The organism is Pseudomonas sp. CFBP 13719, assembly GCF_014842095.1.
Taxonomy (GTDB): Bacteria; Pseudomonadota; Gammaproteobacteria; order Pseudomonadales; family Pseudomonadaceae; genus Aquipseudomonas.
Genome location: NZ_JACYVB010000009.1, coordinates 159,992 through 180,089, shown reverse-complemented (window position 1 = coordinate 180,089; position 20,098 = coordinate 159,992). Strand labels below are relative to the sequence as shown.

The following is a 20,098-nucleotide window of genomic DNA, read 5'->3' as shown; positions in this document are numbered from 1 at the left end:
ATCAGGCTCATGGGCGCGAAGCATCCGTTGGAGCGGTCATTGGCCGCGAAGAGGTGCCGCGGTGTTTGCGAGATCCGCAGAAGACCTCAGGAAGCACGCACTCGTCAGTTGCTTCTCGAACTGCTCGACGATGGCCTCCCAGCCCTGACGGTTGGCATGTCGACGTGCATTGAGGCGGACCCGCCGCAAATTTTCTTCGTTTTCCAGCAGCCAGCCCGCTGCGTCGAGAAACGCCGCTTCGTCGCCCGGCATGGCCAGCGCGCCGCTGTGCCCGTGGCGAATGTGCTGCGCGGCGGCGGCCTCATCGTAGGCCACCACGGCCAGCCCTGATGCCTGCGCTTCCAGCACCACATTGCCGAAGGTTTCAGTGAGGCTGGGAAAGACGAAGATATCACCGCTGGCATAGTGTTCAGCCAGCACCTCGCCGCGCAATGCCCCGCAGAAGATCGCCTCGGGCATCTTCTGCTGCAGGTTGCTTCGCCGCCCGCCGTCACCTACCACGATCAACTTCATCACCCGCTGCGGATGCCGCGCCTGCAGATGGCTGAAGGTACGCGCGAGCAGGTCCAGATTCTTTTCCCATGCCAGGCGTCCGACATGGATCACCGCCAGGTCACCCTCCGCCAGCCCCCAGCGTTGGCGCAACTCGGCGCTGCGCCGCGCAGGATGGAACAGCTGAGCATCGACGCCGCGCGCCAGTAGCTGCAATCGCTCGAAGCCACGTCGCTGCAACTCGAGGCGTTGGCCGTGACTGGGCACAAGGGTCATCTGCGTACGGTTGTGGAACCAGCGCAGATAATGCGTCACCACACGCGCCAACAGCCCCAACCCGCTTTGTGCGGCGTATTGCTGGAAGTTGGTATGAAAGCCGCTGACCACCGCGATACCCAGCAGCCGTGCCGCGCGCAGTGCGCTCAAGCCCAAAGGCCCCGGCGTGGCGACATACACCACGTCGGGTCGCCTCGAGCGCCAGAGCCGCACCAACCGCCGCCTGGACGACTCGCCCCACTGCAGACCCGGATACCCGGGAATCGGCCAGCCGCGACACAGCATCACATCGTCAGCCAGGCCTGTGTCCTGCGCCTGTCGCGGACGCACCACATCCACTCGGTGTCCGCGACGGCGCAACCCTTCGCACAGATATTCGAGCGTACTGGCGACCCCGTTGATCTCGGGGGCGAAGGTTTCGGTGACCAGGGTGATATGCAGAGAGGGAGCTGTCATCGGCTCATTTTCGACGCCATGTATTGCACAGGTGTGGCGCTTTCATGAGGTTTTTATGACTTCAAGTTTCCAGTCGAACAATATCTCGCGCAATTCTTGCCATGGATGTTGAGGCTCGCAGCTGTCATTGCGGCATTTCGCCAAATGATTCGAATTGAAAGGCTGGGAAGATGTTGAATACGTCTGCAGGCCCCCGCATTCCACACAGAAGATTTCGCGTTCTCGGATGTGCCACGATACATGCCAGTGTTTCAATCGTTTATCAGCGGAAAGAGTCGGAATCATCACAGCCTCGCGATGGTTGCAATTGCGACGTGGGAGCAAGTTCACGGCTGCCTGGCAAAGTTTCATGAGCAACCGACCAGGCCTACACATGAGCAGGGATCTTCAGATCATTTTTTTCGCCCATCGCCCGCCCGACCCATCCACCCAGCAACCCACCGACCACGGGGGCAAGCCAGAACAGCCACAGTTGCGCGATATAAGGCCCGCCGGCGAACAAGGCTGGCCCGGTACTTCGTGCAGGGTTCACAGAGGTGTTGGTGATGGGGATGGACACAAGATGGATGAGCGTCAGGGCAAGGCCGATGGCCAGTGGAGCAAAGCCTGCCGGCGCATTGGTGCTGGTGACCTTCATGATGATCAGCAAAAAGAAAAACGTCAGCAAGGCTTCGGCGAACAGGCAGGAAGCCAGGGAATAGTTGCCGGGACTCAAATCGCCGTACCCGTTCGCGGCGAACCCACCCGTTTCGAACAGGGGAACTCCGGAGGCAATCGTGTAGAGCGCTGCGGCCGCGGCGACAGCGCCGACAACCTGGGCCACCACGTAGGGCATGACTTCACTGGGTGAGATCCGGCCGCCCGCCCATAGCCCGATTGTAACGGCAGGATTGAAATGTCCACCCGAAATAGGGCCTACGGCATAAGCCATGGTGAGGACGGTCAAACCAAAAGCCAGTGATACGCCAGCAAATCCGATTCCCAGTTCTGGAAATTTGGCAGCGAATATCGCGCTTCCACAACCGCCGAACACCAACCAGAATGTGCCGAGAAACTCCGCTGCCAATTTCCGATTCATAGTTGTATTGCTCCAGTATTTCAAGGTGATAGTTTCAAATCAACCTGACTACTGGAGTGCACAGGTTACATCTTCAAGAAGCGATGTAAGGTCTTTTGGTATGGCTTGATCAACGGCGGTGTGGGGTAAAGCTGGCGAGAGTTGAAGAATATTTCTTTACGAGAGTCGCTGCCGTGAAAGCTCTTTGTTAGAGGGAGAATAGTAGATTTCGGACTGGTCGCAGTCATTAACGACCAGTGGTTCTACGTCAAAGGCTATTGTCGCTCGCGCACCCAGAACAATGTCGCGCCTGCCACCGCTGCAGGCATCATCAACACGTTCACCCCCGGAATCAGCAACGCCAGATAAACGATGCCGCCGAAACTGAGGCTGCGCCAGCGCTTCTGGCGCAGCCAGGCGAGCATGTCCTGCCAACTCATCTTGTGGTTGTCGGCAGGGTAATCGATGTACTGGATAGCCATCATCCAGACCCCGAACAGCAACCACAGAGGGGCGGCAATGATATTGAGCATCGGGATGAACGACAGCACGAACAGTGCCAGTGCGCGCGGCAGGAAATAGCCGAGCTTGCGCGCTTCGCGGGCCAGCGTGCGCGGGATCATTTCGAACAGTTCGGTCCAGCGGAAGGCGGGGAAATCGTCCTTGCCCCGCGCCACCACTTCGACCTTCTCGGAGAGAAATCCGTTGAAAGGAGCGGCGATGATGTTGGCCAGCATGGTGAAGCTGAAGAACACCATGAACGCTACGAGCACGGCGAACAGCGGCCAGAGTATGAAGCTGAGGAAACCCAGCCAGCTGGGCAGGCTCTGGATGAGGTGGTCGACCCACCCGCTGAACAGGTGGCCGGCGAAGTAGATCAGGCCCACGAACAGCACCAGGTTGATGCTCAATGGCAGCAACACGAACAAGCGCAGCCCAGGAGACAAGACCATTTTCAGGCCCTCGCGCAAGTATTGCGGGCCGGACAGTGCAGGGACAGGCATGGATAACTCCGAGACAGGGGAAACGTGCTGACAGTACCGGCTTTGCAGACGCTCGGGAACCACGGCAATGGCCGGTAACAACCTTGCGTGCTCTGCACGAATGGGCCGTTCGCGGATAGACGAGGGCTATGGGTTGGATTGCCAAAGGGTATTTCCCTAATCGGGCCCACCTCGTTAAGCTTGGGCACATCGAATTTCAACCCTTTCCCATCTTCGCTTCCAAGGAGTTCTTCATGAGCATTCTGGTCAACCGCCAAGCCCCTGACTTCGACGCCGCTGCCGTACTGGGCGACGGCTCGATCGTCGACAGCTTCCAGTTGTCTTCCCTGCGTGGCAAGTATGTGGTGCTGTTCTTCTGGCCGCTCGACTTCACCTTCGTGTGCCCATCGGAAATCATCGCCCACAACAATCGTATCGCCAAGTTCCGCGAGCTGGGTGTCGAAGTCGTCGGGGTGTCCATCGACTCGCAGTTCACTCACCACGCCTGGCGCAGCACGCCGGTGGAGAAGGGCGGCATCGGTGAAGTCGAATTCACCATGGTTGCCGACGTGAAACACGAGATCGTCCGCGCCTACGGCGTCGAGCACGAAGACGGCGTTGCCCTGCGTGCCTCGTTCCTGATCGACCAGCAAGGCGTCGTGCAGCACCAGGTGGTGAACAACCTGCCGCTGGGCCGCGATGTCGACGACATGGTGCGTCTGGTCGAAGCGCTGCAGTTCACCGAACAGCACGGTGAAGTCTGCCCGGCTGGCTGGCGTCCGGGCCAGAAAGGCATGAAGGCCGACGCCCAGGGTGTCGCCGACTACCTGGCCGGGAATGCCAAGAGCCTGTAAGCGCAAACGCTGCCTGGATTTCACGGGCAAGTTTCTGGGCTGGCGGCGTTGAACCTTCCCCAAGGTGCCTTGCCAGTCCTTTTTATTCCAGCCGCACCGGATCGGCGCCAACGTCCGGCAGTCAGGAGTTAGTCATGTCTCAAACTCGTCATTCCCGCGTGATCATCCTGGGTTCCGGCCCTGCCGGTTACAGCGCTGCCGTGTACGCTGCGCGCGCCAACCTCAAGCCACTGCTGATCACTGGCATGCAGGCAGGCGGTCAGCTGACCACCACCACCGAAGTCGACAACTGGCCGGGCGACCCCCATGGCCTGACCGGCCCGGCCTTGATGGAGCGCATGCGCGAGCACGCCGAACGCTTTGAAACCGAAATCGTTTTCGACCACATCAATGCCGTGGACCTCGCCGCCCAGCCGTTCACCCTGACGGGTGACAGCGCGACCTACACCTGCGACGCGCTGATCATCGCCACCGGTGCAAGTGCTCGCTACCTGGGCCTGCCGTCGGAAGAGGCGTTCATGGGCAAGGGCGTTTCGGCCTGTGCGACGTGCGATGGCTTTTTCTATCGCAACCGCGAAGTCGCGGTGGTGGGTGGCGGCAATACGGCGGTCGAAGAGGCGCTGTACCTGGCCAACATCGCCAGCAAGGTGACCTTGGTCCACCGTCGCGATACCTTCCGCGCCGAGAAAATCCTGATCGACAAGCTGCACGCCCGCGTGGCCGAAGGCAAGATCGAGCTCAAGCTCAATGCCACGCTTGAAGAGGTGCTGGGCGACAATATGGGCGTGACCGGTGCGCGCTTGCGCAACAACGATGGCATTGCCGAAGAGCTGAAGGTCGATGGCGTGTTCATCGCGATCGGTCACACACCGAACACTTCGCTGTTCGATGGCCAGCTGGCTCTGAAAGACGGCTACATGGTGGTTCAGGGCGGGCGTGAAGGCAACGCCACCGCGACCAGCGTCGAGGGCGTATTCGCTGCCGGCGACGTGGCTGACCATGTGTACCGCCAGGCGATCACCTCGGCCGGCGCCGGCTGCATGGCAGCGCTGGATGTCGAGCGTTATCTGGATGGGCTGGCCAACGCTTCGTTCTGATCCAGAACCGCAGCGCGGCCTTCGCGGGTAGAACCCGCTCCCACAGGGTGTTGTACTCCCAGTGAGGGACACTGTCCTTGTGGGAGCGGGTTCTACCCGCGAAGAGGCCCAACAGCCGGACACAAAAAAACCGACCTCTCGTGGTCGGTTTTTTTTATGCCTGCCAGTCAGCCCAGGCGGGTCAGCGGCAGTTGGGAAAACTTCACCCCTGCCAACCCATGCGCCATCAGGTTGCGGATATTACCGTGGTCACTGGCCTCGGGCGTCGCTATCACCGAACGGTAGTGTTCGCCAAACGCCAGCAGCGCCTCTTCATCGCTCAAGCCTTCCAACAGTGCCAGGCCCAAGGTCTTGCAGGACCCTTCGTTCTGCCCTGCAGCATTATCCAGAGCGCCGTTGCTGAATGCCTGTGGCTCATAGGCATAGTGCTCGGCGACGAAGGCCAACGTCGCGGCGAACGGATGTTCACCGCTGGCCAAACTGGCGCGCAGCGCGTTTACATCACGCATTGGGCGTCCCCTTGGCAAAGGCCGCCTGCTGCTCGGCGCTGGCTTCCTGCTGGTATTGCGCCTTCCACTGCGCATAGGGCATGCCGTAGACGACTTCGCGGGCCTCATCGAGGCTGACCTCGACCTGCTGCTCGTCGGCAGCTGCCTTGTACCATTTGGACAGGCAATTGCGGCAGAACCCGGCCAGGTTCATCAAGTCGATGTTCTGCACGTCCTTGCGTTCGTCCAGGTGCTTGACCAGACGGCGGAAAGCCGCTGCTTCCAATTCCAGGCGTTGTTGTTCGTTCATGTCGTTCTCCTGCTGAGCGGCAACCGGTCAGCGGCTGCCGGCGAGGGTGATCGAAACCGATTCGGCGAAGCGCAGCGCGTGAGGCTTGTCCACTTCCACTTCGGCGTAGCGCACGGCGGTGTTCTGCATGACCAGATCGAGAATCTCCTGGGTCAGGCGTTCGAGCAGGGCAAAACGGTTGCCCTCCACGTGCTGGATCACCGCCTTGGTGATGGTGCGGTAGTTCAGGGCATGCTCGATATCGTTGTCGCGCACCGCTTCGAGCGCCGGATACAGCACGGTGAGGTTGATCAACACGTCCTGCTTGTTGACGATTTCGTCTTCGTTGATACCGATGAAGGTGCGCAAGCGCAGGTCCTTGACCCGGATGCGTGCCATTCCTGGCTGCAGTGGTGCCATCGTTGTGTGCTCCGCGGAATGTTCGGGGCCAGCGTCGTGCCGAACCGACGCAGGCATGCCTATTTTACGTGTCTGCCGCCGTTGACGGTCAAGGTCGTGCCCGTCACGTAGGGGTTTTCCAACAGGTAGCGCAGGCTCTGGTAGATGACCTCGGCACCCGGCTCGATGCCCAGCGCCGACTTGGCCAGCGATTTGTAGCGGTAATCGGCATCGTCATCCGGGTTGAACAGGATCAGCGCCGGGGCAATCCCGTTCACTTTGATCGCCGGCGCGAACCGCGCCGCGAACGACAGCGTGAGGTTGTCCAGTCCCGCCTTGCTCGCGCAATAGGCCATGTGCTTGGCGCTGCCCTTGCGCGTCACGTCATCGCTGATGTGCACGATGTCGGCAGGTTTCGACGCGCGCAGCAGGTCGGCGCAGTGCAGGTTGATCAGATAGGGCGCCAGCATGTGCACGTTGACCATCTGCTGGAACGCGGCGGCTTCGTCTCCGGCAGTGTCCGCGATCCAGGCCGAGGCATTGTGCACGATGGCGCGCAGCTGGGTGGTCTGCGCCTTGAGTGCGTCGATGAAGGCCAGGATGCCGGCTTCGCTGGCGAAGTCGGCATGGATGGTCACCGCGCCCATCTCACGCAGGTGCGCAACGGTTTCGCGCTCCTGGCGATAGCTGATGATGACCGGTTGGCCTTCGCCCAGCAGGCGTTCGGCACAGTGCAGGCCGATGCGCTGGCTGGCGCCGGTAATGAGGATCGGGTGAGGCATGGGGCGAGCTCTTCGTCGGCAGGTTGCTGCGCTGATTTATACCACAAAGCGCAGCAGGGCCGGCCGTTCAGGCCACCTTGGCCTTGGGCAACGGCGCCCGGTTCGGCGTGGCGTGCAACCAGCCACGCAGCAGGCGCGTCGACAGCGGAATGAAAAAGAACACCATGAGCGGGGTCAGGGCCAGGGTGCTGAGCAGGACCCTGGGCACCAGGCTGATCTCGTTCAGCACGTGGCCGAACAGGAAGTTGAAGATCAACGACACCGGAAAGAACGCCAGCCAGATCGCCACCGCCTGCTTCCAGCGCGGCGGGCGCTGTAGGCCACTGTCGCCGAACCAGCCTTCGGTGCCGCTGACGCGGTGCACGTGTGGCTGGGCGAACAGTTCACTGCCACGGCTCAGCCAGGAGCGACGGGAGGCGGAATGCTCCCATGCATGCAGGGTGGTTTCATCGGCAAAACGGAAGATGATCTGGAATTCGTCGTCGCCCGGCGCGGGTGCCAGAACGCCTGAGCCCAGGTAACCTGGAAAATCGGTGGCCAGTTGCTCGCCCTCATGCAGCCAGGCGATCAGGTCCTGATATTTGCCATCGGCCACGCGGCGCGCAACCATCAGGGTAACGGGGGAGGTAGACATTGTGTATCTCCGGGCAGTCTGGTGCTCCGGGTAGGAGCCTCCATCGAATGCGGCGCCGGGGTGGTGGGCCGCATTTGAAATCTAGCAAGTATTATTCCCGAAAACCGCCCGGCGCACATCTACCGTCCGTTGGTTCATCCGCAAACCTCAACGCGCTGGCAGCGGTTACACTGTGCTCTTCTGTTCCTGGCGGCGGTTGACTAGCAATGAGCGAATCCGGCACCCGATTGCCTGGCGTGCACGACCACGCGCTGGACGAGCTGTACCCCATTCGCGAGGTAGCCCGGTTGACCGGGATCAACCCGGTGACGCTGCGTGCTTGGGAGCGCCGCTATGGTTTGGTGCAGCCTACGCGCACCGAAAGTGGGCACCGCCTGTACTCCCTGGCCGATATCGAGGAGGTGCGCAGCATCCTGGGCTGGATAGAGCGGGGCGTGGCGGTGAGCAAGGTCGGCAAGATCCTGGCCCGTACCCAGCAGGCCAGAACTGCGCTGCCCGGGCCCTGCGACGAGCACGGTGAATGGCAGCAGTGGCAGGAGCGGATCCGCCAGTGCGTGCGTGAGTTTGCCGAGGTCCGGCTCGATCAGGTCTACGGCCAGGTGTTTTCCAGCTACCCGCTGGCCGTGGTATTCGAACAGGTACTGATGCCAGTGTGGCAGGAGCTGCTGGTGCATCAGGGCCACTTTGGGCAGGCCAGTGAATGGTTGTTTCTCGACACCTTCCTGCGTGCCCGCACGCTGCAACGGCTGCGCCTGGCCTCCGATCAGGGTCAGGACAACCGGGTATTGCTGGTGGCCATACCAGAGCAGTGCCGGGAACTCGAACTTCAGGTCACAGGCCTGTTGCTGGGCGGACCGCAAGTCGAAGTGCAATTGCTCGGTCTGGGCCAGCCGCTCGAAGAGCTGAGTCTGGTCTGTGAAAAACTCGCGCCCCAGGCTGTGGTGCTGTTCTCCAATCGCCCCCCGTTGCCGGCGCTGCCAAAGCAGTTGACCAGACTGAACAACGCCCTGAGTTGCCCGCTGCTGTTGGCCGGCGAGTTGTCCGAAATGATGCAGGAGGGCCTGCGATCCACTGAGATTGCATGCCTGGGCAGTGATGGACGTTTGATGCAACGGCGTCTGCAGCAATACCTGGCGGGTCATCTGGACAGCTGATTCGGCGCATTTCAGGTGTGCTGTTGCGGATGCACCAGTTGGTGGTGCAACACGATGAACTGGCGCAGGGACTCTATCGCCTTGGCGTTGTTCTGGCTGAGCCGGTAGGCAAACAAGCCGGGTTCGGCCTCGCGAATCATCGAGCCGCGCAACGGGATCGGTGCGCACCCTTCGGGGGTGAACCACAGCTGGAATTGCGAGGGGGCCTGTGCCCCATTGCGGACCTCGAGCAAGGCGCCCTTGAAGGAAATGTCACGGACCCAGAAGTCGCTGTCACGCCCTTCGCCGTCGCGCAGCACGATCGGCTGCGCGAGGCTCAGCCGCCACGGGCGCAACATCGGCCCGTCCTCATAGATGCTGGGAGCCCCGAGCTCCAGGTGCGCCGCCTGGAACTCGTCTTCCACGACCTGCAGCGGAAAGCTGATCTGCTGGTTTTCCAGGTGTGCTTCGATGGTGACCTGTTCGTGGGATGCCAGGCGCATCAGCAGATCGCGAACCTGCGGTCCACCCTTGATGGAAAGGTTGAGCAGGGTATCGCGCACATTCAGCTGCGGGTTGGCCTGCATCGCCCGCAGAAACTCCAGTTCGTCCTGGGTCAGCAACACATCAGGCGGCATGGCGTGCACTCGCGGCAAAGGGTGACTCGAAGCAACATTGGAAAACGTCCATGGCGGTCATACCGCACCGGGCGGGGCAGGGGTTTCGAGTTCGACGATGCGCTGTTGCAGCGCCGCCACCTGCTGCTCGAGCGCGACGATGCGCTGCTGCGCTTCGACCTCGCTGCTGACATCCTTCTGGATGCCGATGTAGTACATCAGTTGATCGCTGTCGTTGTGCACCGGGGTGATCGACAGCTCATTCCAGAAGAAACTGCCGTCCTTGCGGTGGTTGCGCAGCACCTCGCGGCACGCCAACCCCTGGTCGATCGCCTCGCGCACGCGCTGGCGCGCAGGCTGGTCACGGTCGTCACCCTGCAGCAGGCGGCAGTCCTGGTAGAGCATTTCCAGCGACGTATAGCCGGTCATGCGCTCGAATGCCGGATTGACGTAGATGAGGATGTTGTCCTCGCCTTCCTGTTCGGCGACGACGATGCCGTCGTTGGACGCATCGATCACCAGTTGCAGCAGCTTCGCATTGATCATGTCAGGGTTCCCTAGCGTGCAGCTTAGTCTAATTCATACGGGCTGCGGGAGGGATCCCAGTACGTCAGATCCTGTCTTTCAATGCGCGGTCGGGCTGGTAAGATCAGCGCTTTCAACGGTCCGAGACAGTCATCATGAAAGTTGCCATCCTCAGCGGTTCGGTCTACGGCGCGGCCGAGGAAGTCGCCCGGCATGCCGAGCAGCTGCTAAAGCGACAGGATATCCAGGCCTGGCACAACCCGCGAGCCACTCTGCAGGACGTGCTGGCATTCGCGCCCGAGGCTGTTTTGGCGGTGACCTCGACCACCGGCATGGGCGAACTGCCGGACAACATCATGGCGCTGTACGCTCAGTTGCGGGATGAACTTCCGGCGGCGCTGCGTGGCCTGCCGGGTGGGGTCATCGCGCTGGGTGATTCCAGCTACGACACCTATTGCGGCGGCGGCGAGCAGTTGCGCGAGCTGTTTGCAGAGCTGGGCGTGCACGAGGTTCAGGAGATGCTGCGCCTGGACGCCAGCGAAAGCGTCACCCCGGAAACCGACGCAGAGCCCTGGCTGGCCGAGTTCGTGCAAGCGCTGCAGGCCTGACGATCAGGCCTGCTCGGCGGAGTCGTCCGTAGCTGTGAGCAACTCGTTCAGCGCATCGGGTTGGCTCTTGAATGCCTTGGCGAAGATATCGCGGTTTTTCGCCATGTAGATACCGGCGTCTTCGACCTGCTTGTCATCGAGTGACGGTACGGCTTTTTTCAACACGTCCGCCAGCAATTCGGCCAGCTCGAGCATTTTGTCGTGACGATCGGCTTCAGCTTTGTCCATAAACAGGCGCTCCAGATCTCGGCTGCTGCGGTATACCACTTCGACGGCCATTGACCACCTCATTTGCCCAGGGAATGGTTTCAGTATAACTACTGTTCGTTTATACAGTGCAAAGCATAAGGCAAATCGGCGGGCTTGAACAGAGGTGCCGACGAGGTGCCCTGCGACAGTCTGGCTGCTTCTCACCAGCCATGCCTGGCCCTTATGCTGCATGCTCTGAGCGAGCATAGGCGTTCAGGCGCATCTCACCATCGGTTGGCAAAAGGAATACAGGCAATGAAATGGGCCGAAAAGCTTCGCGGGAGCCTGCACGCCCAGGCCGATTCGCTGGGCAATCTGTGCGTTGAGGCATTCCACTATCTGGCGCTGTTCGGCATTGGCGCCATTACCGCCTGGGCGGCAGTCAGCGCTTTTCTGGGGATGGTAGAGAAGGGCAGCGTGAGCGTGGACGACATTCTGCTGCTGTTCATCTATCTGGAGTTGGGGGCGATGGTGGGGATCTACTTCAAGACCAACCACATGCCCATCCGCTTCCTGCTGTACGTGGCAATCACCGCCTTGACTCGCCTGCTGATCGGCGACGTCTCGCACCACAATGCACCGGATCTGGGCATCATCTACCTGTGCGGCGGCATCCTGCTGCTGGCTTTCGCCATCCTCGTGGTGCGCTATGGGTCTTCGCGCTATCCATCGGTAAAGGAGAAGTCCGACAATTGAGCCGCACGGCAGCTCATTGCAGGCTGGCGGCTACCGGCGAGGTGTGTGTGGCACTGGCGTGAAGGGCCTGCTTGCCGGCCAGCTTCTCGACGTTGCCGGCATCGGTCATCGCCGCGAGGATCTGCATGGCGCTGCCACCTTGCTCGATGGCCATGCCGAACTGAATGCTTTCGATCAGCCGACGCATGCGCTTGGGGTCGTTGCGCTGTTCGGCCGTAATCACGCGCTTGGCGGCAACGCCGCGTTCGTTGGACAGGGTCAGCATGATGCTGCCATCCAGGCGCTGGATGCTCAGGTTTACGCGGTATTCAGGTTGGAACGCATCGCTCAGGGCTTGGAATGGATTATCCATGGTGTACTACCTGCAATAGTCGAACTTCGTTAATGGACTAGGCGATTAGTTACTGGTTCAAGACCGCTGGTCGGCACCGCGTTTCATCTTTTGCTATATGTAACTGCCGCCTTACTTCGTCGCAATTGATGTTGCAATCGCCGTGCCCGGACTGAAAAACTTATTCGCAGGCAATAAAAAAGGCGAGCCCAAGGCTCGCCTTTTTCCACGTTGCAGGGCTCAGGACTTGCTGTTGAGCACCTGTTCGTTTTCCAGAAACTCTTCCTCGAGCAAGGCTTCGTTCGGGCCATCGGGAATGGTTTGCGGGTTGGCTGCACGCTTGTTGCGCAACCTGCCGAACATGTGCTCCAAAGCGTGGCTGAGCTTCTCGGCAGCGCCATCGACCGCCAGATCCAAGGTTTCCGCCTTGTGCGTCACGGAAATGGGCTGGTGACCTTTGGGACGCGCTTCCATCTGGCAGCGCATATCGTCGGGCCCGGATTTCTGGCCGTTTTCGTCGGCGAGGTGGACCTCGATGCGGGTCAGATCCTCTTGGTAGTGTTCGACTGCGTTTTCCACTACGGTGCGCACCCACTCCTGCAGGCGGGCATCGCCTTGAATATGGTTATCGCTATTGACCTGGATCTGCATAGTTCATCCCTTATTCGGCTTGCTAGCTAGAGATTCGATGACGCTGATATTCATCGCCTCTTGAAGTACAAGGTCAGGGAGTTGAAGACACAATTCAACCCCTTGGCGAAGATAAATATTCAGTAACTTTTTCGAACTTTTTCTGAAATAAGTGCCGAACCCGGCACTTTCCCATGCAGACTCGCGGCGTACGACCCGCTGCCACCGGGATTCACCGGCGGCAGGAGCGTGCTGCCAGCGTCAGAAAGCGACGGAGGTCTGCACGTAGATCGTGCGCGGCTCGCCCACGTATTTGCCCTTGTTGTTGTCGTCGAAGGAGCGGGTGTAATACTGGCGATTGAAGATGTTCTTCACACCTACCGCGACGTTCAAGTCGGACAATTGCGGGCCGAAGTCGTAGCCGGCGCGGCTGCTGAAGAGCATGTAGCCGGGAATGCGTCCGGTGCTGCCATCGGCGCTTTCGGCCTGGGTGTTGGCGTTGTCGGCGAACTGGCTGCTCTGGTAGCTGCTGTCCAGGTCGAGCTTCCACGGGCCTTGGGTGTAACCGACGCCCAGGGTGCCCTTGTGGCGAGAGGAGAACGGCACGCGGTTGCCCTTGTTCGGGCCGTCTTCGCGGATGGTGGCATCGACGAACGCGTAGCTGGCGTGAACGTCGAAACCGGCCAGGGCCGGGCTCAAACCGTCCAGTGCGTAGTTGATGCTGGTCTCGATACCCTGATGCCGAGTCTCGCCGCGAGCGATCACCGTGTCGTTGGTCTGGTTGCTGTCGTACTGGTTGTCGAAGTTGATCAGGAACGCACCGATTTCCGCGCGCAGATTGCCGTTGTCGTAGCGCGTCCCCAGCTCCCAGGTCCGAGCCTTTTCCGGCTTCACTTCGCCGCCGGTCACGCGGTTGGGCATCTGGCTGTACTGCACACTGCCGAACGAGCCTTCGGTGTTGGCGTACAGGTTCCAGTTTTCGTTGACGTGATAGAGCACGTTCAGGGCCGGCAATGCAGTGGTGTAGTCGCCCTGGTATTTTACGTTGGTGAGGTTGTTGGTCTGCTGCGAGTCGATCATCTCGTAGCGGATGCCGGGCGTGAACGTCCAGCGGCCGATATCGATGCGGTCGTCGATATAGAAGGCGTGGGCCTGGGTGCCGCCACGGGTGTCACGGTCGTTTCGGCTGTCGGTGCTGGGCAGTTGCTGATTGGCGCTGATCGGTGTGCGGTAGCGCAGCTCATGGCCTGCCTCGCTGATGTAGCGGTAGCCCACGCTCATTTCGTGCTGTGTCTGGCCCAGGTCGAAGCCTTGGGAGAAACGCGTCTCCACACCACGTACCCAGTACTCGCGGGGCGACAGGGAGAGAAAGTTGCCCTGGTCCAGATAGCCACTGCGCAGGGTCTTGGTGAAGAAGGTGTTGGCGGTGAATTCTCGGCGATCTTCCTGGTAGCGGTAGCCGAAGTTGACCATGGTGCGGCGCCCCCAGAACTTGTCGTAGCGGCGGGTCGACTGATAGGGGTCGGCCTTGTAGTCGGCTGCGCTGAGGCCACCGGGCATGTCGGCCTCGCCTTCGTAGTACTGCGCCTGAGCGTTGAGGCTGTTGGCTTCGTCGATCTGGTACTTGCCTTTGAGAATCAGGTCGTCGATCTGGGTATCGCTGTGTTCGCGCCAGTCGCCGCCGCGCACACCGGAATAGAGCAGGGCGCCGCCCAGACCGTTGTCGGCCGTGCCGCCCGCCAGCAGGTTGCCGGTGGTCTTGAAGCCATCCTGGCTCGAAGAAGGGCTGGCCTGGGTCTGCAAGCCGCCCTTGACGGTAGGTGCATCGGGAATGGCGCGGGTCACGAAGTTGACGATGCCGCCGACGTTCTGCGGGCCGTAGCGCACTGCGCCGCCGCCGCGCACCACGTCTACGGCGTCCATGTTGCCCATGCTGACCGGGGCGAACGACAACTGCGGCTGGCCATAGGGGGCGAACGGCACCGGGATGCCGTCCATCAGCACCGTGGAACGGGTCGCCAGCCGTGGGTTGAGCCCACGGATGCCGAAGTTCATCGCCATGTCATGGCTGCCCGTGCCGTTGTTCTGTGGTGCATTGACACCCGGAATGCGGTTGAGGACTTCGCGCGCGCTGGTGGCGCCAGTGCGTTCGAAGTCTTCGCGGCGCACCACGTCCCGGGCACCGGCGTGCTCGAACACGTTGGTCTGTTCGGCGGCGCCGAGCCAGTCGCCCACGACACTGGACGCACCCAGTTCGACCGCAGCACCGGCGCTGCCAGGCTGCGCCACAGGTGTGGCTTCCAGGCTGTAGGCGCCATCGCCCAGCGGCTGAGCCTGCAGGCCGGTACCTTCAAGCAGTACCGCCAGGGCCTGTTCGACACTGTAGGTGCCTTGCAGGCCGGGGCTGGGCTGGTCCGCCAGGGTCGTCGAGCCGAATGAAATCAGCACACCTGCCTCGCGGCCGAACTGGTTGACTGCGCTTTCGACCGACGCGGGCGCGATGTGGTACTCGCGGGTAGAGCCCTCGGCGGCCATGGCGTGCGGCAGTTGAGCCACGCTCACGGCAGTGCCGAGCAACAGACAGCGCAGAGCGCGAGCGAGTGGGGTGGGCAGGTTGGACATTCGGCGTTTCCAGGCAGGATGTAGGGGGAGTTACCCTGTCTGTCACGCGAGCAAGGCAAAACGGCTCAAAGAGCGTGCAAATAAATTTTTGCCAAATCTGGGATGGCTAGGCACGCGATTGCACCGTGACCCAATAGCGGGTGAATCGGCGGACGTTGACCGGCAGTGCCGCCTCCAGTGAATCGAGAATTCTCTCGGTATCGCCCAGGGGGAAACTGCCGGAGAGCAACAGATTGGCCGCGCGGGCGTCGCAGTCCAATTGGCCGCGGCGATAACGGCCGACTTCGGCCAGAAAGTCGCCCAGGCGCATGTGCGCGGCGATCAGCATGCCGTCGACCCAGGCGCCACTGTTGGCGTCCAGTGGTCGCGGCGGATCGAAGCGCTGGCGTTCGAACTCGAGCTGCTGGCCGTCGGCCAGACGCTGCGGCTCACCGTGCAGTCCGGCGGCCTCGAGCGTGACGGCGCCCTGCAGTGCCTGCACCTGGGTGCTGCCCGGCAGTTGGCGAACATTGACCTGTCCCCGGCCAGCGGTGATCAGCCCTTGGTCGGTGCTGATGAGCAGGGGCCGCGCATCGGCGACCGCTGTGAGCATGATCTCGCCTTCGAGCAGGTGGATCAGGCGCTGACCCGCATCGAAGCGCACGTCCACGGCGCTGGTGGTGTTGAGGTGGATCCGGCTGCCATCGTCCAGCTGTAGCTGGCGACGCTGGCCCAGCGGGCTGCGGTAGTCGGCCACCAACGGCGGCAGCCAATGCTGTTGTCGCAGGGCCAGGGTGGTTGCACCGGCCATTCCCAGCAGCAACAGCGCCTTGAGTGCGCGTCGACGGCCAGGCGAGTGGGGTGCCCCCACGGTAGCCTGCGCCAGGGAGGCGGGCAGGCCGGCGAACTGCTGATTGACCTTCTGGATGTGATCCCAGGCGCGCCGGTGTTCGCCGTCGGCGTGCAGCCATCGCTGCCAGGCCTGCTGCTGGCGCGGGTCGAGCGGGCCTTGTTGCAGTTCGAGCAGCCACTGCACCGCCTGTTCGGCCACTTGCGGGGAAAAACTGCGGGCTTCGTTCACAGCGCGAAATAGCAGCGCAAGGCTGCCTTGTGCAGATGACGCTTGACCGTGGCCAGGGAAATACCGAGTTCGCTGGCGATTTCGCGGTAGCCCATGCCATCGACCTGTGCCATCAGGAACGCACGCTTGACCGTGACCGGCAGGCCCTCGAGGAGCGCATCCAGCTCAAGCAGGGTCTGCAGGATGATCGCCCGGTGTTCTTCGCACGGTGCAAGGGGCTCGGCCATCTGGCTCAAGGCCTCCAGATACGCGCGTTCCAGATCCTGGCGACGGTAGTGGTTGAACAGCACGCGCTTGGCCACTGTGGTGAGAAACGCCCGCGGTTCACGGATGGGCGTGACCTCGCGCGCTGTCAGCAGGCGCATGAAGGTGTCCTGGGCCAGGTCGGCGGCATTGTCCGGGCAGCCCAGGCGGCTGCGCAGCCACTCGGTCAGCCAGCGGCGATGGACGAGGTAGAGGCCCTCGACCGAATGCGAGGCAGGGGAAGTCACAGAGCTCACCGCGAACACTCCGGCGCCATGGGGTGCGCAGCAGAATAAGAATTGTTCGTATCTTACGGATGAGCCGCCGTTTGGGCAAGGTCGACAGCCGTCACAGCGTCGGCAGAAAGCGTTGCAGCACAAGATAAACGTCAACGGTCTTTGCGCATGAGAATATTTATCATTATTATCAGCACGATTGAGTGCCGCGTTCGGACGTTTGAAGGTCTTTCATGAGAAGCAGAATCGGCGGGGTGCCTGCCTCGTATCGTTGGGCGGTGGCCTCTCGCATCGTCGCGGCCGTGTTTGGCGGCTACGTGCTGGCGGCACTTGCAAGCGTTTGCATCGCCTGGCTGCTGCCCATGGCGCGCGGCGAGGCCGTGGTCAGCGCCATGATGCTGTCGTTCCTGGTGTACCTGGTGGCCGTGCTCTGGTGTTTCGCTTCGCACAGCGCCGGCCGGGCCTGGTTGGGCCTGGCCATACCGGGCCTAGTACTGGCCGCGCTGGCGGGCCTTCTGCACTGGCAGCACCTGCCGTGAGAGAAGGCTTTCGCCAGGCGATGGCGTGGCTGCATACCTGGGCAGGGCTGGTGTTCGGGTGGCTGCTGTTTGCCATCTTCCTGACCGGAACACTGTCCTATTTCAAGGACGAAATCAGTCACTGGGCACAGCCCGAAGTACCGGTGCGTGCGCTCGACGCGCGGGCCAGCCTGGCGCAGGCGCAGACCTATCTGCAAGCCAACGCCGGGCAATCGTCGCGCTGGTTCATCAGCCTGCCGGACGCGCGCGAGCCAGCGCTTTCGGTCATGTGGCAGGACCCCAAGAAGAGCGGGCGCGGCAGCTTCACCCGCCATACCCTGGACCCACAGACCGGGCAGCGAATCGAGGCGCGCGACAGCCGCGGCGGCGACTTCTTCTACCGCTTCCACTACCAGCTGCAAATGGGCTACCCCTGGGGTCGCTGGCTGAGCAGCCTGGCGGCGATGGTCATGCTGGTGACGCTGGTCACCGGCATCATCACCCACAAGAAGATCTTCAAGGAGTTCTTCACCTTCCGTCCCGGCAAGGGCACGCGCTCCTGGCTCGATGGCCACAACGCGATCGGCGTGTTGGTGCTGCCTTTTCACCTGATGATCACCTACAGCAGCCTGGTGATCTTCATGACCATGCTCATGCCGGCGAGCATCACCAGCCGCTATGATGGCGATACCCAGGCGTTCTTCAACGAGATCTATCCAGGCAACCAGCAGGTGGTCGCCGCCGGGCAGCCCGCGCCGCTGGCTAATCTGGGTGCGCTGTACGACCGTGCGCTGCAGCAATGGCCCGAAGGAAGCATCGGCCGGGTGTCGGTGCAGGTGCCGGGCGATGCCAACGCCCAGGTGCAGTTCAGCCGCCATGACGGCGATACCGTGAGCCGCGACCCGGGCGCGGCCATCACCTTCGCCGGCACCACGGGCGCGGTGCTCGAACGGCCGCGCGAAAGCTCCATGCCGATGGTCGTTGCGGGCACGTTCTATGGGTTGCACATGGGGCTGTTCGCCGGGCCCGTGCTGCGCTGGCTGTATTTCTTCTGCGGCCTGGGCAGTACCTTGCTGATCGCTACGGGCCTGGTCATGTGGCTGGGCAAGCGTCAGCTCAAGCATGCCCGCAGCGGTGTGCGGCCCTTCGAGCTGCGTCTGGTGCAGGTGTTGAACGTGGCCGGCATGGCCGGGCTGGTGCTGGCGGTGGCAGGCTTCATGTGGGCTAACCGGCTGCTGCCGGCGACCTATCCGGAGCGTGCCGGCATCGAGGTAGACACCTTCTTCGTCGTGTGGCTGTTGAGCATCGTGCATGCCGCTGTGCGCAGTGGCAGCAAGGCCTGGACCGAGCAGTTGGGCCTGGCGGCGATTGCCTTGGCAGGCGTGCCGGTGCTCGGTCTGCTGACGACCGACCACGGCCTGCCGGCGTCCATCGCCGCTGGCGACTGGGTGGTGGCAGGCGTCGACCTCAGCGCGCTGGGGTGCGGCCTGGTGCTGGCCTGGATGGTCACGAAGATACGCCGCCGCGCAGTGCTGGCGGCATTGCCAGTGGCGCGCGCGCCGCGTGCGCGTGCGGTCACGCCAAGCGAGGTGCATTGATGTTGGCTGCAGGTTTGCTCAGTTATGCCGGCTTCAGTGCCCTGTGCCTGGCCATGGAACGCCATCATCAGGAAATGCTCGGGCATCGACCCAGCCCTTCGCGCAAGGTGCAATTGCGCATGGCGGGCTGGGCCCTGCTGGCCTTGTCGCTGTGGGTCTCGGTGCTCAGTGCTGGCTGGGCCATGGGGCTGGTACGCTGGACCGCAGTGTTGATGGGCAGCGCGGTATTTCTGGTGTGGCTATTGCCGTACCGGCCACGCTGGGCTCTGGTATTGGCCGCAGTCGGCCTGCTGTTGGGGCCGTTGGCGGCCGTGGCCCGCTGGTAGCGCGAGCCCGCCGCCAGCCTGCCGTCAGGTGCAAGCCAGGCGATATTCGCCTGGGGATACGGCACTTGCCTGGCGAAACCGATTGCTGAAGTGACTGGCGCTGGCGAACCCGCACGCCAGGCCCACCTCGCCCAAGGGCAGTTGCGTCTGGCGCAACAGCGAGCGGGCGCGGGCGATCCGTCGAGCCAGCACGTATTGATGCGGCGGCAAGCCAAAGCTTGTGCGAAACATCCGCGCGAAGTGGTACTCCGACAAGCTGCACAAGGCCGCCAGTTGGCCAAGGCTCAGAGGTTCGGCCAACTGCACCTCGATGAAGTCGCGAAGCAGGCGCCGCTGATGAGCTGCAAGCCCACCTTTGAGGCGTAGCTGCGGACGCGCGACCGCTTGGCTGAGCAGGGCGTGAGCAAGCATCTCGTGGGCCAGGCTGCTGGTCAGCACGCGCTCCCCCGGTTCGTTCCAGTTCAAGGTGATCAGACGAGCGAAGCGCCGCGCCTGTGCCGGGTCTTCGAGGAAGGTATTCTCGCGCAACTGCATTTCCCGGGGCTCACGGTCCAGCAGCGTCACGCAGCCCAGCGCAAACTGCTCGGCGCTGAAATAGAGATGGGCCAGGCGGATGTCACCGTTGATGACCCAGGCCGATTCATGGCCGGCCGGCAGGATGCACTGCTTGCCGGGCGCACCTTTCTCCCACGGTCGATCGCGGCGAAAGGTACCCGTGCCGCCGCCGATGTAGCACGACAGAGTGTGATGGGTCGGCGCCTGATACTCCTGGGCATCGTGGTGATTGCTCCACAACGCCGCCACCATCGAGTCGCCCAGGTCGGCGCTGTGCTCGAGGCGCGCGTGGCGCGAGTTGTGCAGCGCCTGAAACACTTGCAGGTCCAGCAAAGCAGTCATGG

Annotated in this window: 25 protein-coding genes; 8 read left to right on the top strand and 17 right to left on the bottom strand. The window is 62.2% G+C overall.

All coding sequences use genetic code 11. From position 1 onward, the window contains the following. Positions 1 to 36 precede the first annotated feature (36 nt). From IFT57_RS23340 to cysZ, 3 genes are all read right to left on the bottom strand, one after another. Complete coding sequence (locus IFT57_RS23340) at positions 37 to 1,224, bottom strand: glycosyltransferase family 4 protein (RefSeq protein WP_192152812.1); 1,188 nt, start codon at positions 1,222 to 1,224, stop codon at positions 37 to 39. A 367-nt stretch (positions 1,225 to 1,591) separates the two neighbouring features. Then, positions 1,592 to 2,302: an aquaporin Z gene (aqpZ, locus tag IFT57_RS23335; RefSeq protein WP_192102615.1), complete on the bottom strand. Its 711-nt coding sequence runs from the start codon at positions 2,300 to 2,302 to the stop codon at positions 1,592 to 1,594. 254 nt (positions 2,303 to 2,556) lie between these two features. Beyond that, on the bottom strand, positions 2,557 to 3,285 hold the full coding sequence (gene cysZ / locus IFT57_RS23330; RefSeq protein ID WP_192058614.1) for a sulfate transporter CysZ: 729 nt from the start codon (positions 3,283 to 3,285) through the stop codon (positions 2,557 to 2,559). A 233-nt stretch (positions 3,286 to 3,518) separates the two neighbouring features. On the opposite strand from cysZ, the gene IFT57_RS23325 reads away from it, so the two are divergent. Then, positions 3,519 to 4,118 carry a peroxiredoxin gene (locus IFT57_RS23325; RefSeq protein WP_122715196.1) on the top strand — a complete coding sequence of 200 codons (600 nt, stop codon included), beginning with the start codon at positions 3,519 to 3,521 and terminating at the stop codon, positions 4,116 to 4,118. 134 nt (positions 4,119 to 4,252) lie between these two features. Continuing rightward, complete coding sequence (trxB, locus tag IFT57_RS23320) at positions 4,253 to 5,215, top strand: thioredoxin-disulfide reductase (RefSeq protein ID WP_122475169.1); 963 nt, start codon at positions 4,253 to 4,255, stop codon at positions 5,213 to 5,215. A 167-nt stretch (positions 5,216 to 5,382) separates the two neighbouring features. On the opposite strand, the gene IFT57_RS23315 is transcribed toward trxB, so the two are convergent. From IFT57_RS23315 to IFT57_RS23295, 5 genes are all read right to left on the bottom strand, one after another. Continuing rightward, positions 5,383 to 5,724 carry a HopJ type III effector protein gene (locus IFT57_RS23315; protein ID WP_192152811.1) on the bottom strand — a complete coding sequence of 114 codons (342 nt, stop codon included), beginning with the start codon at positions 5,722 to 5,724 and terminating at the stop codon, positions 5,383 to 5,385. Then, positions 5,717 to 6,013 (bottom strand): DUF1244 domain-containing protein, encoded by a 297-nt coding sequence (locus IFT57_RS23310; RefSeq protein ID WP_049861226.1) that lies wholly within the window; start codon positions 6,011 to 6,013, stop codon positions 5,717 to 5,719. Before IFT57_RS23310 ends, IFT57_RS23315 begins: the two co-directional genes overlap by 8 nt. Before the next feature lie 27 nt (positions 6,014 to 6,040). Next, a complete protein-coding gene (folX, locus tag IFT57_RS23305) occupies positions 6,041 to 6,412 on the bottom strand; it encodes a dihydroneopterin triphosphate 2'-epimerase (protein ID WP_049861227.1) in 372 nt (123 codons plus the stop codon). A gap of 59 nt (positions 6,413 to 6,471) precedes the next feature. Next, on the bottom strand, positions 6,472 to 7,173 hold the full coding sequence (gene folM, locus IFT57_RS23300) for a dihydromonapterin reductase (protein WP_192048489.1): 702 nt from the start codon (positions 7,171 to 7,173) through the stop codon (positions 6,472 to 6,474). Positions 7,174 to 7,240: 67 nt separating this feature from the next. Further along, entirely contained in the window at positions 7,241 to 7,807 is a 567-nt protein-coding gene (locus IFT57_RS23295) for an antibiotic biosynthesis monooxygenase (RefSeq protein ID WP_192152810.1), read from the bottom strand. A gap of 206 nt (positions 7,808 to 8,013) precedes the next feature. On the opposite strand from IFT57_RS23295, the gene IFT57_RS23290 reads away from it, so the two are divergent. Then, positions 8,014 to 8,961 carry a MerR family transcriptional regulator gene (locus IFT57_RS23290; protein WP_192152809.1) on the top strand — a complete coding sequence of 316 codons (948 nt, stop codon included), beginning with the start codon at positions 8,014 to 8,016 and terminating at the stop codon, positions 8,959 to 8,961. An 11-nt stretch (positions 8,962 to 8,972) separates the two neighbouring features. Here IFT57_RS23290 and IFT57_RS23285 read toward each other — a convergent pair whose 3' ends face one another. Continuing rightward, positions 8,973 to 9,578, bottom strand: coding sequence for a hypothetical protein (locus IFT57_RS23285; protein ID WP_192152808.1), 606 nt, complete (start codon positions 9,576 to 9,578; stop codon positions 8,973 to 8,975). Between the two features lie 57 nt (positions 9,579 to 9,635). Then, entirely contained in the window at positions 9,636 to 10,103 is a 468-nt protein-coding gene (locus IFT57_RS23280; protein WP_122475159.1) for a PAS domain-containing protein, read from the bottom strand. Positions 10,104 to 10,237: 134 nt separating this feature from the next. Here IFT57_RS23280 and IFT57_RS23275 point away from each other — a divergent pair, with 134 nt between their 5' ends. Continuing rightward, a complete protein-coding gene (locus IFT57_RS23275; protein WP_122475157.1) occupies positions 10,238 to 10,690 on the top strand; it encodes a flavodoxin in 453 nt (150 codons plus the stop codon). 3 nt (positions 10,691 to 10,693) lie between these two features. Here the strand turns inward: IFT57_RS23275 and IFT57_RS23270 are convergent, their stop codons facing one another. Beyond that, on the bottom strand, positions 10,694 to 10,969 hold the full coding sequence (locus IFT57_RS23270) for a YebG family protein (RefSeq protein ID WP_122795305.1): 276 nt from the start codon (positions 10,967 to 10,969) through the stop codon (positions 10,694 to 10,696). 225 nt (positions 10,970 to 11,194) lie between these two features. Between IFT57_RS23270 and IFT57_RS23265 the strand changes: the two genes are divergently transcribed. Continuing rightward, positions 11,195 to 11,635: a phosphate-starvation-inducible protein PsiE gene (locus tag IFT57_RS23265; RefSeq protein ID WP_122795304.1), complete on the top strand. Its 441-nt coding sequence runs from the start codon at positions 11,195 to 11,197 to the stop codon at positions 11,633 to 11,635. A 13-nt stretch (positions 11,636 to 11,648) separates the two neighbouring features. Here IFT57_RS23265 and IFT57_RS23260 read toward each other — a convergent pair whose 3' ends face one another. From IFT57_RS23260 to IFT57_RS23240, 5 genes are all read right to left on the bottom strand, one after another. Further along, positions 11,649 to 11,987 carry a DUF3509 domain-containing protein gene (locus tag IFT57_RS23260; protein WP_192152807.1) on the bottom strand — a complete coding sequence of 113 codons (339 nt, stop codon included), beginning with the start codon at positions 11,985 to 11,987 and terminating at the stop codon, positions 11,649 to 11,651. A 219-nt stretch (positions 11,988 to 12,206) separates the two neighbouring features. Next, on the bottom strand, positions 12,207 to 12,617 hold the full coding sequence (locus tag IFT57_RS23255) for an HPF/RaiA family ribosome-associated protein (protein ID WP_122714383.1): 411 nt from the start codon (positions 12,615 to 12,617) through the stop codon (positions 12,207 to 12,209). A gap of 240 nt (positions 12,618 to 12,857) precedes the next feature. Then, positions 12,858 to 15,218 carry a TonB-dependent Fe(3+) dicitrate receptor FecA gene (fecA, locus tag IFT57_RS23250; protein ID WP_192152806.1) on the bottom strand — a complete coding sequence of 787 codons (2,361 nt, stop codon included), beginning with the start codon at positions 15,216 to 15,218 and terminating at the stop codon, positions 12,858 to 12,860. A 106-nt stretch (positions 15,219 to 15,324) separates the two neighbouring features. Beyond that, positions 15,325 to 16,278 (bottom strand): FecR domain-containing protein, encoded by a 954-nt coding sequence (locus IFT57_RS23245; RefSeq protein ID WP_192152805.1) that lies wholly within the window; start codon positions 16,276 to 16,278, stop codon positions 15,325 to 15,327. Next, positions 16,275 to 16,778: a sigma-70 family RNA polymerase sigma factor gene (locus IFT57_RS23240; protein WP_446731219.1), complete on the bottom strand. Its 504-nt coding sequence runs from the start codon at positions 16,776 to 16,778 to the stop codon at positions 16,275 to 16,277. Before IFT57_RS23240 ends, IFT57_RS23245 begins: the two co-directional genes overlap by 4 nt. 212 nt (positions 16,779 to 16,990) lie before the next feature. Between IFT57_RS23240 and IFT57_RS23235 the strand changes: the two genes are divergently transcribed. From IFT57_RS23235 to IFT57_RS23225, 3 genes are read left to right on the top strand one after another with little or no spacing between them, the layout of a single operon-like run. Continuing rightward, positions 16,991 to 17,296 (top strand): DUF3649 domain-containing protein, encoded by a 306-nt coding sequence (locus IFT57_RS23235; protein WP_192048471.1) that lies wholly within the window; start codon positions 16,991 to 16,993, stop codon positions 17,294 to 17,296. Then, positions 17,293 to 18,873 carry a PepSY domain-containing protein gene (locus IFT57_RS23230; protein WP_192152804.1) on the top strand — a complete coding sequence of 527 codons (1,581 nt, stop codon included), beginning with the start codon at positions 17,293 to 17,295 and terminating at the stop codon, positions 18,871 to 18,873. Before IFT57_RS23235 ends, IFT57_RS23230 begins: the two co-directional genes overlap by 4 nt. Next, the gene (locus tag IFT57_RS23225) at positions 18,873 to 19,199 is read left to right on the top strand and encodes a DUF3325 domain-containing protein (RefSeq protein ID WP_122795298.1); all 327 of its coding nucleotides are present in this window, start codon (positions 18,873 to 18,875) and stop codon (positions 19,197 to 19,199) included. The genes IFT57_RS23230 and IFT57_RS23225 overlap by 1 nt, the downstream gene beginning before the upstream one ends. A gap of 24 nt (positions 19,200 to 19,223) precedes the next feature. Here the strand turns inward: IFT57_RS23225 and IFT57_RS23220 are convergent, their stop codons facing one another. After that, positions 19,224 to 20,096, bottom strand: coding sequence for a helix-turn-helix domain-containing protein (locus IFT57_RS23220; protein ID WP_192152803.1), 873 nt, complete (start codon positions 20,094 to 20,096; stop codon positions 19,224 to 19,226). Positions 20,097 to 20,098: the final 2 nt, after the last annotated feature.

Bases quoted from the DNA above. Each gene is read 5' to 3' on its own strand.
- IFT57_RS23340 (WP_192152812.1), bottom strand. From the start codon at position 1,224: ATGACAGCTCCCTCTCTGCATATCACCCTGGTCACCGAAACCTTCGCC.
- aqpZ (WP_192102615.1), bottom strand. From the start codon at position 2,302: ATGAATCGGAAATTGGCAGCGGAGTTTCTCGGCACATTCTGGTTGGTG.
- cysZ (WP_192058614.1), bottom strand. From the start codon at position 3,285: ATGCCTGTCCCTGCACTGTCCGGCCCGCAATACTTGCGCGAGGGCCTG.
- IFT57_RS23325 (WP_122715196.1), top strand. From the start codon at position 3,519: ATGAGCATTCTGGTCAACCGCCAAGCCCCTGACTTCGACGCCGCTGCC.
- trxB (WP_122475169.1), top strand. From the start codon at position 4,253: ATGTCTCAAACTCGTCATTCCCGCGTGATCATCCTGGGTTCCGGCCCT.
- IFT57_RS23315 (WP_192152811.1), bottom strand. From the start codon at position 5,724: ATGCGTGATGTAAACGCGCTGCGCGCCAGTTTGGCCAGCGGTGAACAT.
- IFT57_RS23310 (WP_049861226.1), bottom strand. From the start codon at position 6,013: ATGAACGAACAACAACGCCTGGAATTGGAAGCAGCGGCTTTCCGCCGT.
- folX (WP_049861227.1), bottom strand. From the start codon at position 6,412: ATGGCACCACTGCAGCCAGGAATGGCACGCATCCGGGTCAAGGACCTG.
- folM (WP_192048489.1), bottom strand. From the start codon at position 7,173: ATGCCTCACCCGATCCTCATTACCGGCGCCAGCCAGCGCATCGGCCTG.
- IFT57_RS23295 (WP_192152810.1), bottom strand. From the start codon at position 7,807: ATGTCTACCTCCCCCGTTACCCTGATGGTTGCGCGCCGCGTGGCCGAT.
- IFT57_RS23290 (WP_192152809.1), top strand. From the start codon at position 8,014: ATGAGCGAATCCGGCACCCGATTGCCTGGCGTGCACGACCACGCGCTG.
- IFT57_RS23285 (WP_192152808.1), bottom strand. From the start codon at position 9,578: ATGCCGCCTGATGTGTTGCTGACCCAGGACGAACTGGAGTTTCTGCGG.
- IFT57_RS23280 (WP_122475159.1), bottom strand. From the start codon at position 10,103: ATGATCAATGCGAAGCTGCTGCAACTGGTGATCGATGCGTCCAACGAC.
- IFT57_RS23275 (WP_122475157.1), top strand. From the start codon at position 10,238: ATGAAAGTTGCCATCCTCAGCGGTTCGGTCTACGGCGCGGCCGAGGAA.
- IFT57_RS23270 (WP_122795305.1), bottom strand. From the start codon at position 10,969: ATGGCCGTCGAAGTGGTATACCGCAGCAGCCGAGATCTGGAGCGCCTG.
- IFT57_RS23265 (WP_122795304.1), top strand. From the start codon at position 11,195: ATGAAATGGGCCGAAAAGCTTCGCGGGAGCCTGCACGCCCAGGCCGAT.
- IFT57_RS23260 (WP_192152807.1), bottom strand. From the start codon at position 11,987: ATGGATAATCCATTCCAAGCCCTGAGCGATGCGTTCCAACCTGAATAC.
- IFT57_RS23255 (WP_122714383.1), bottom strand. From the start codon at position 12,617: ATGCAGATCCAGGTCAATAGCGATAACCATATTCAAGGCGATGCCCGC.
- fecA (WP_192152806.1), bottom strand. From the start codon at position 15,218: ATGTCCAACCTGCCCACCCCACTCGCTCGCGCTCTGCGCTGTCTGTTG.
- IFT57_RS23235 (WP_192048471.1), top strand. From the start codon at position 16,991: ATGAGAAGCAGAATCGGCGGGGTGCCTGCCTCGTATCGTTGGGCGGTG.
- IFT57_RS23225 (WP_122795298.1), top strand. From the start codon at position 18,873: ATGTTGGCTGCAGGTTTGCTCAGTTATGCCGGCTTCAGTGCCCTGTGC.
- IFT57_RS23220 (WP_192152803.1), bottom strand. From the start codon at position 20,096: ATGACTGCTTTGCTGGACCTGCAAGTGTTTCAGGCGCTGCACAACTCG.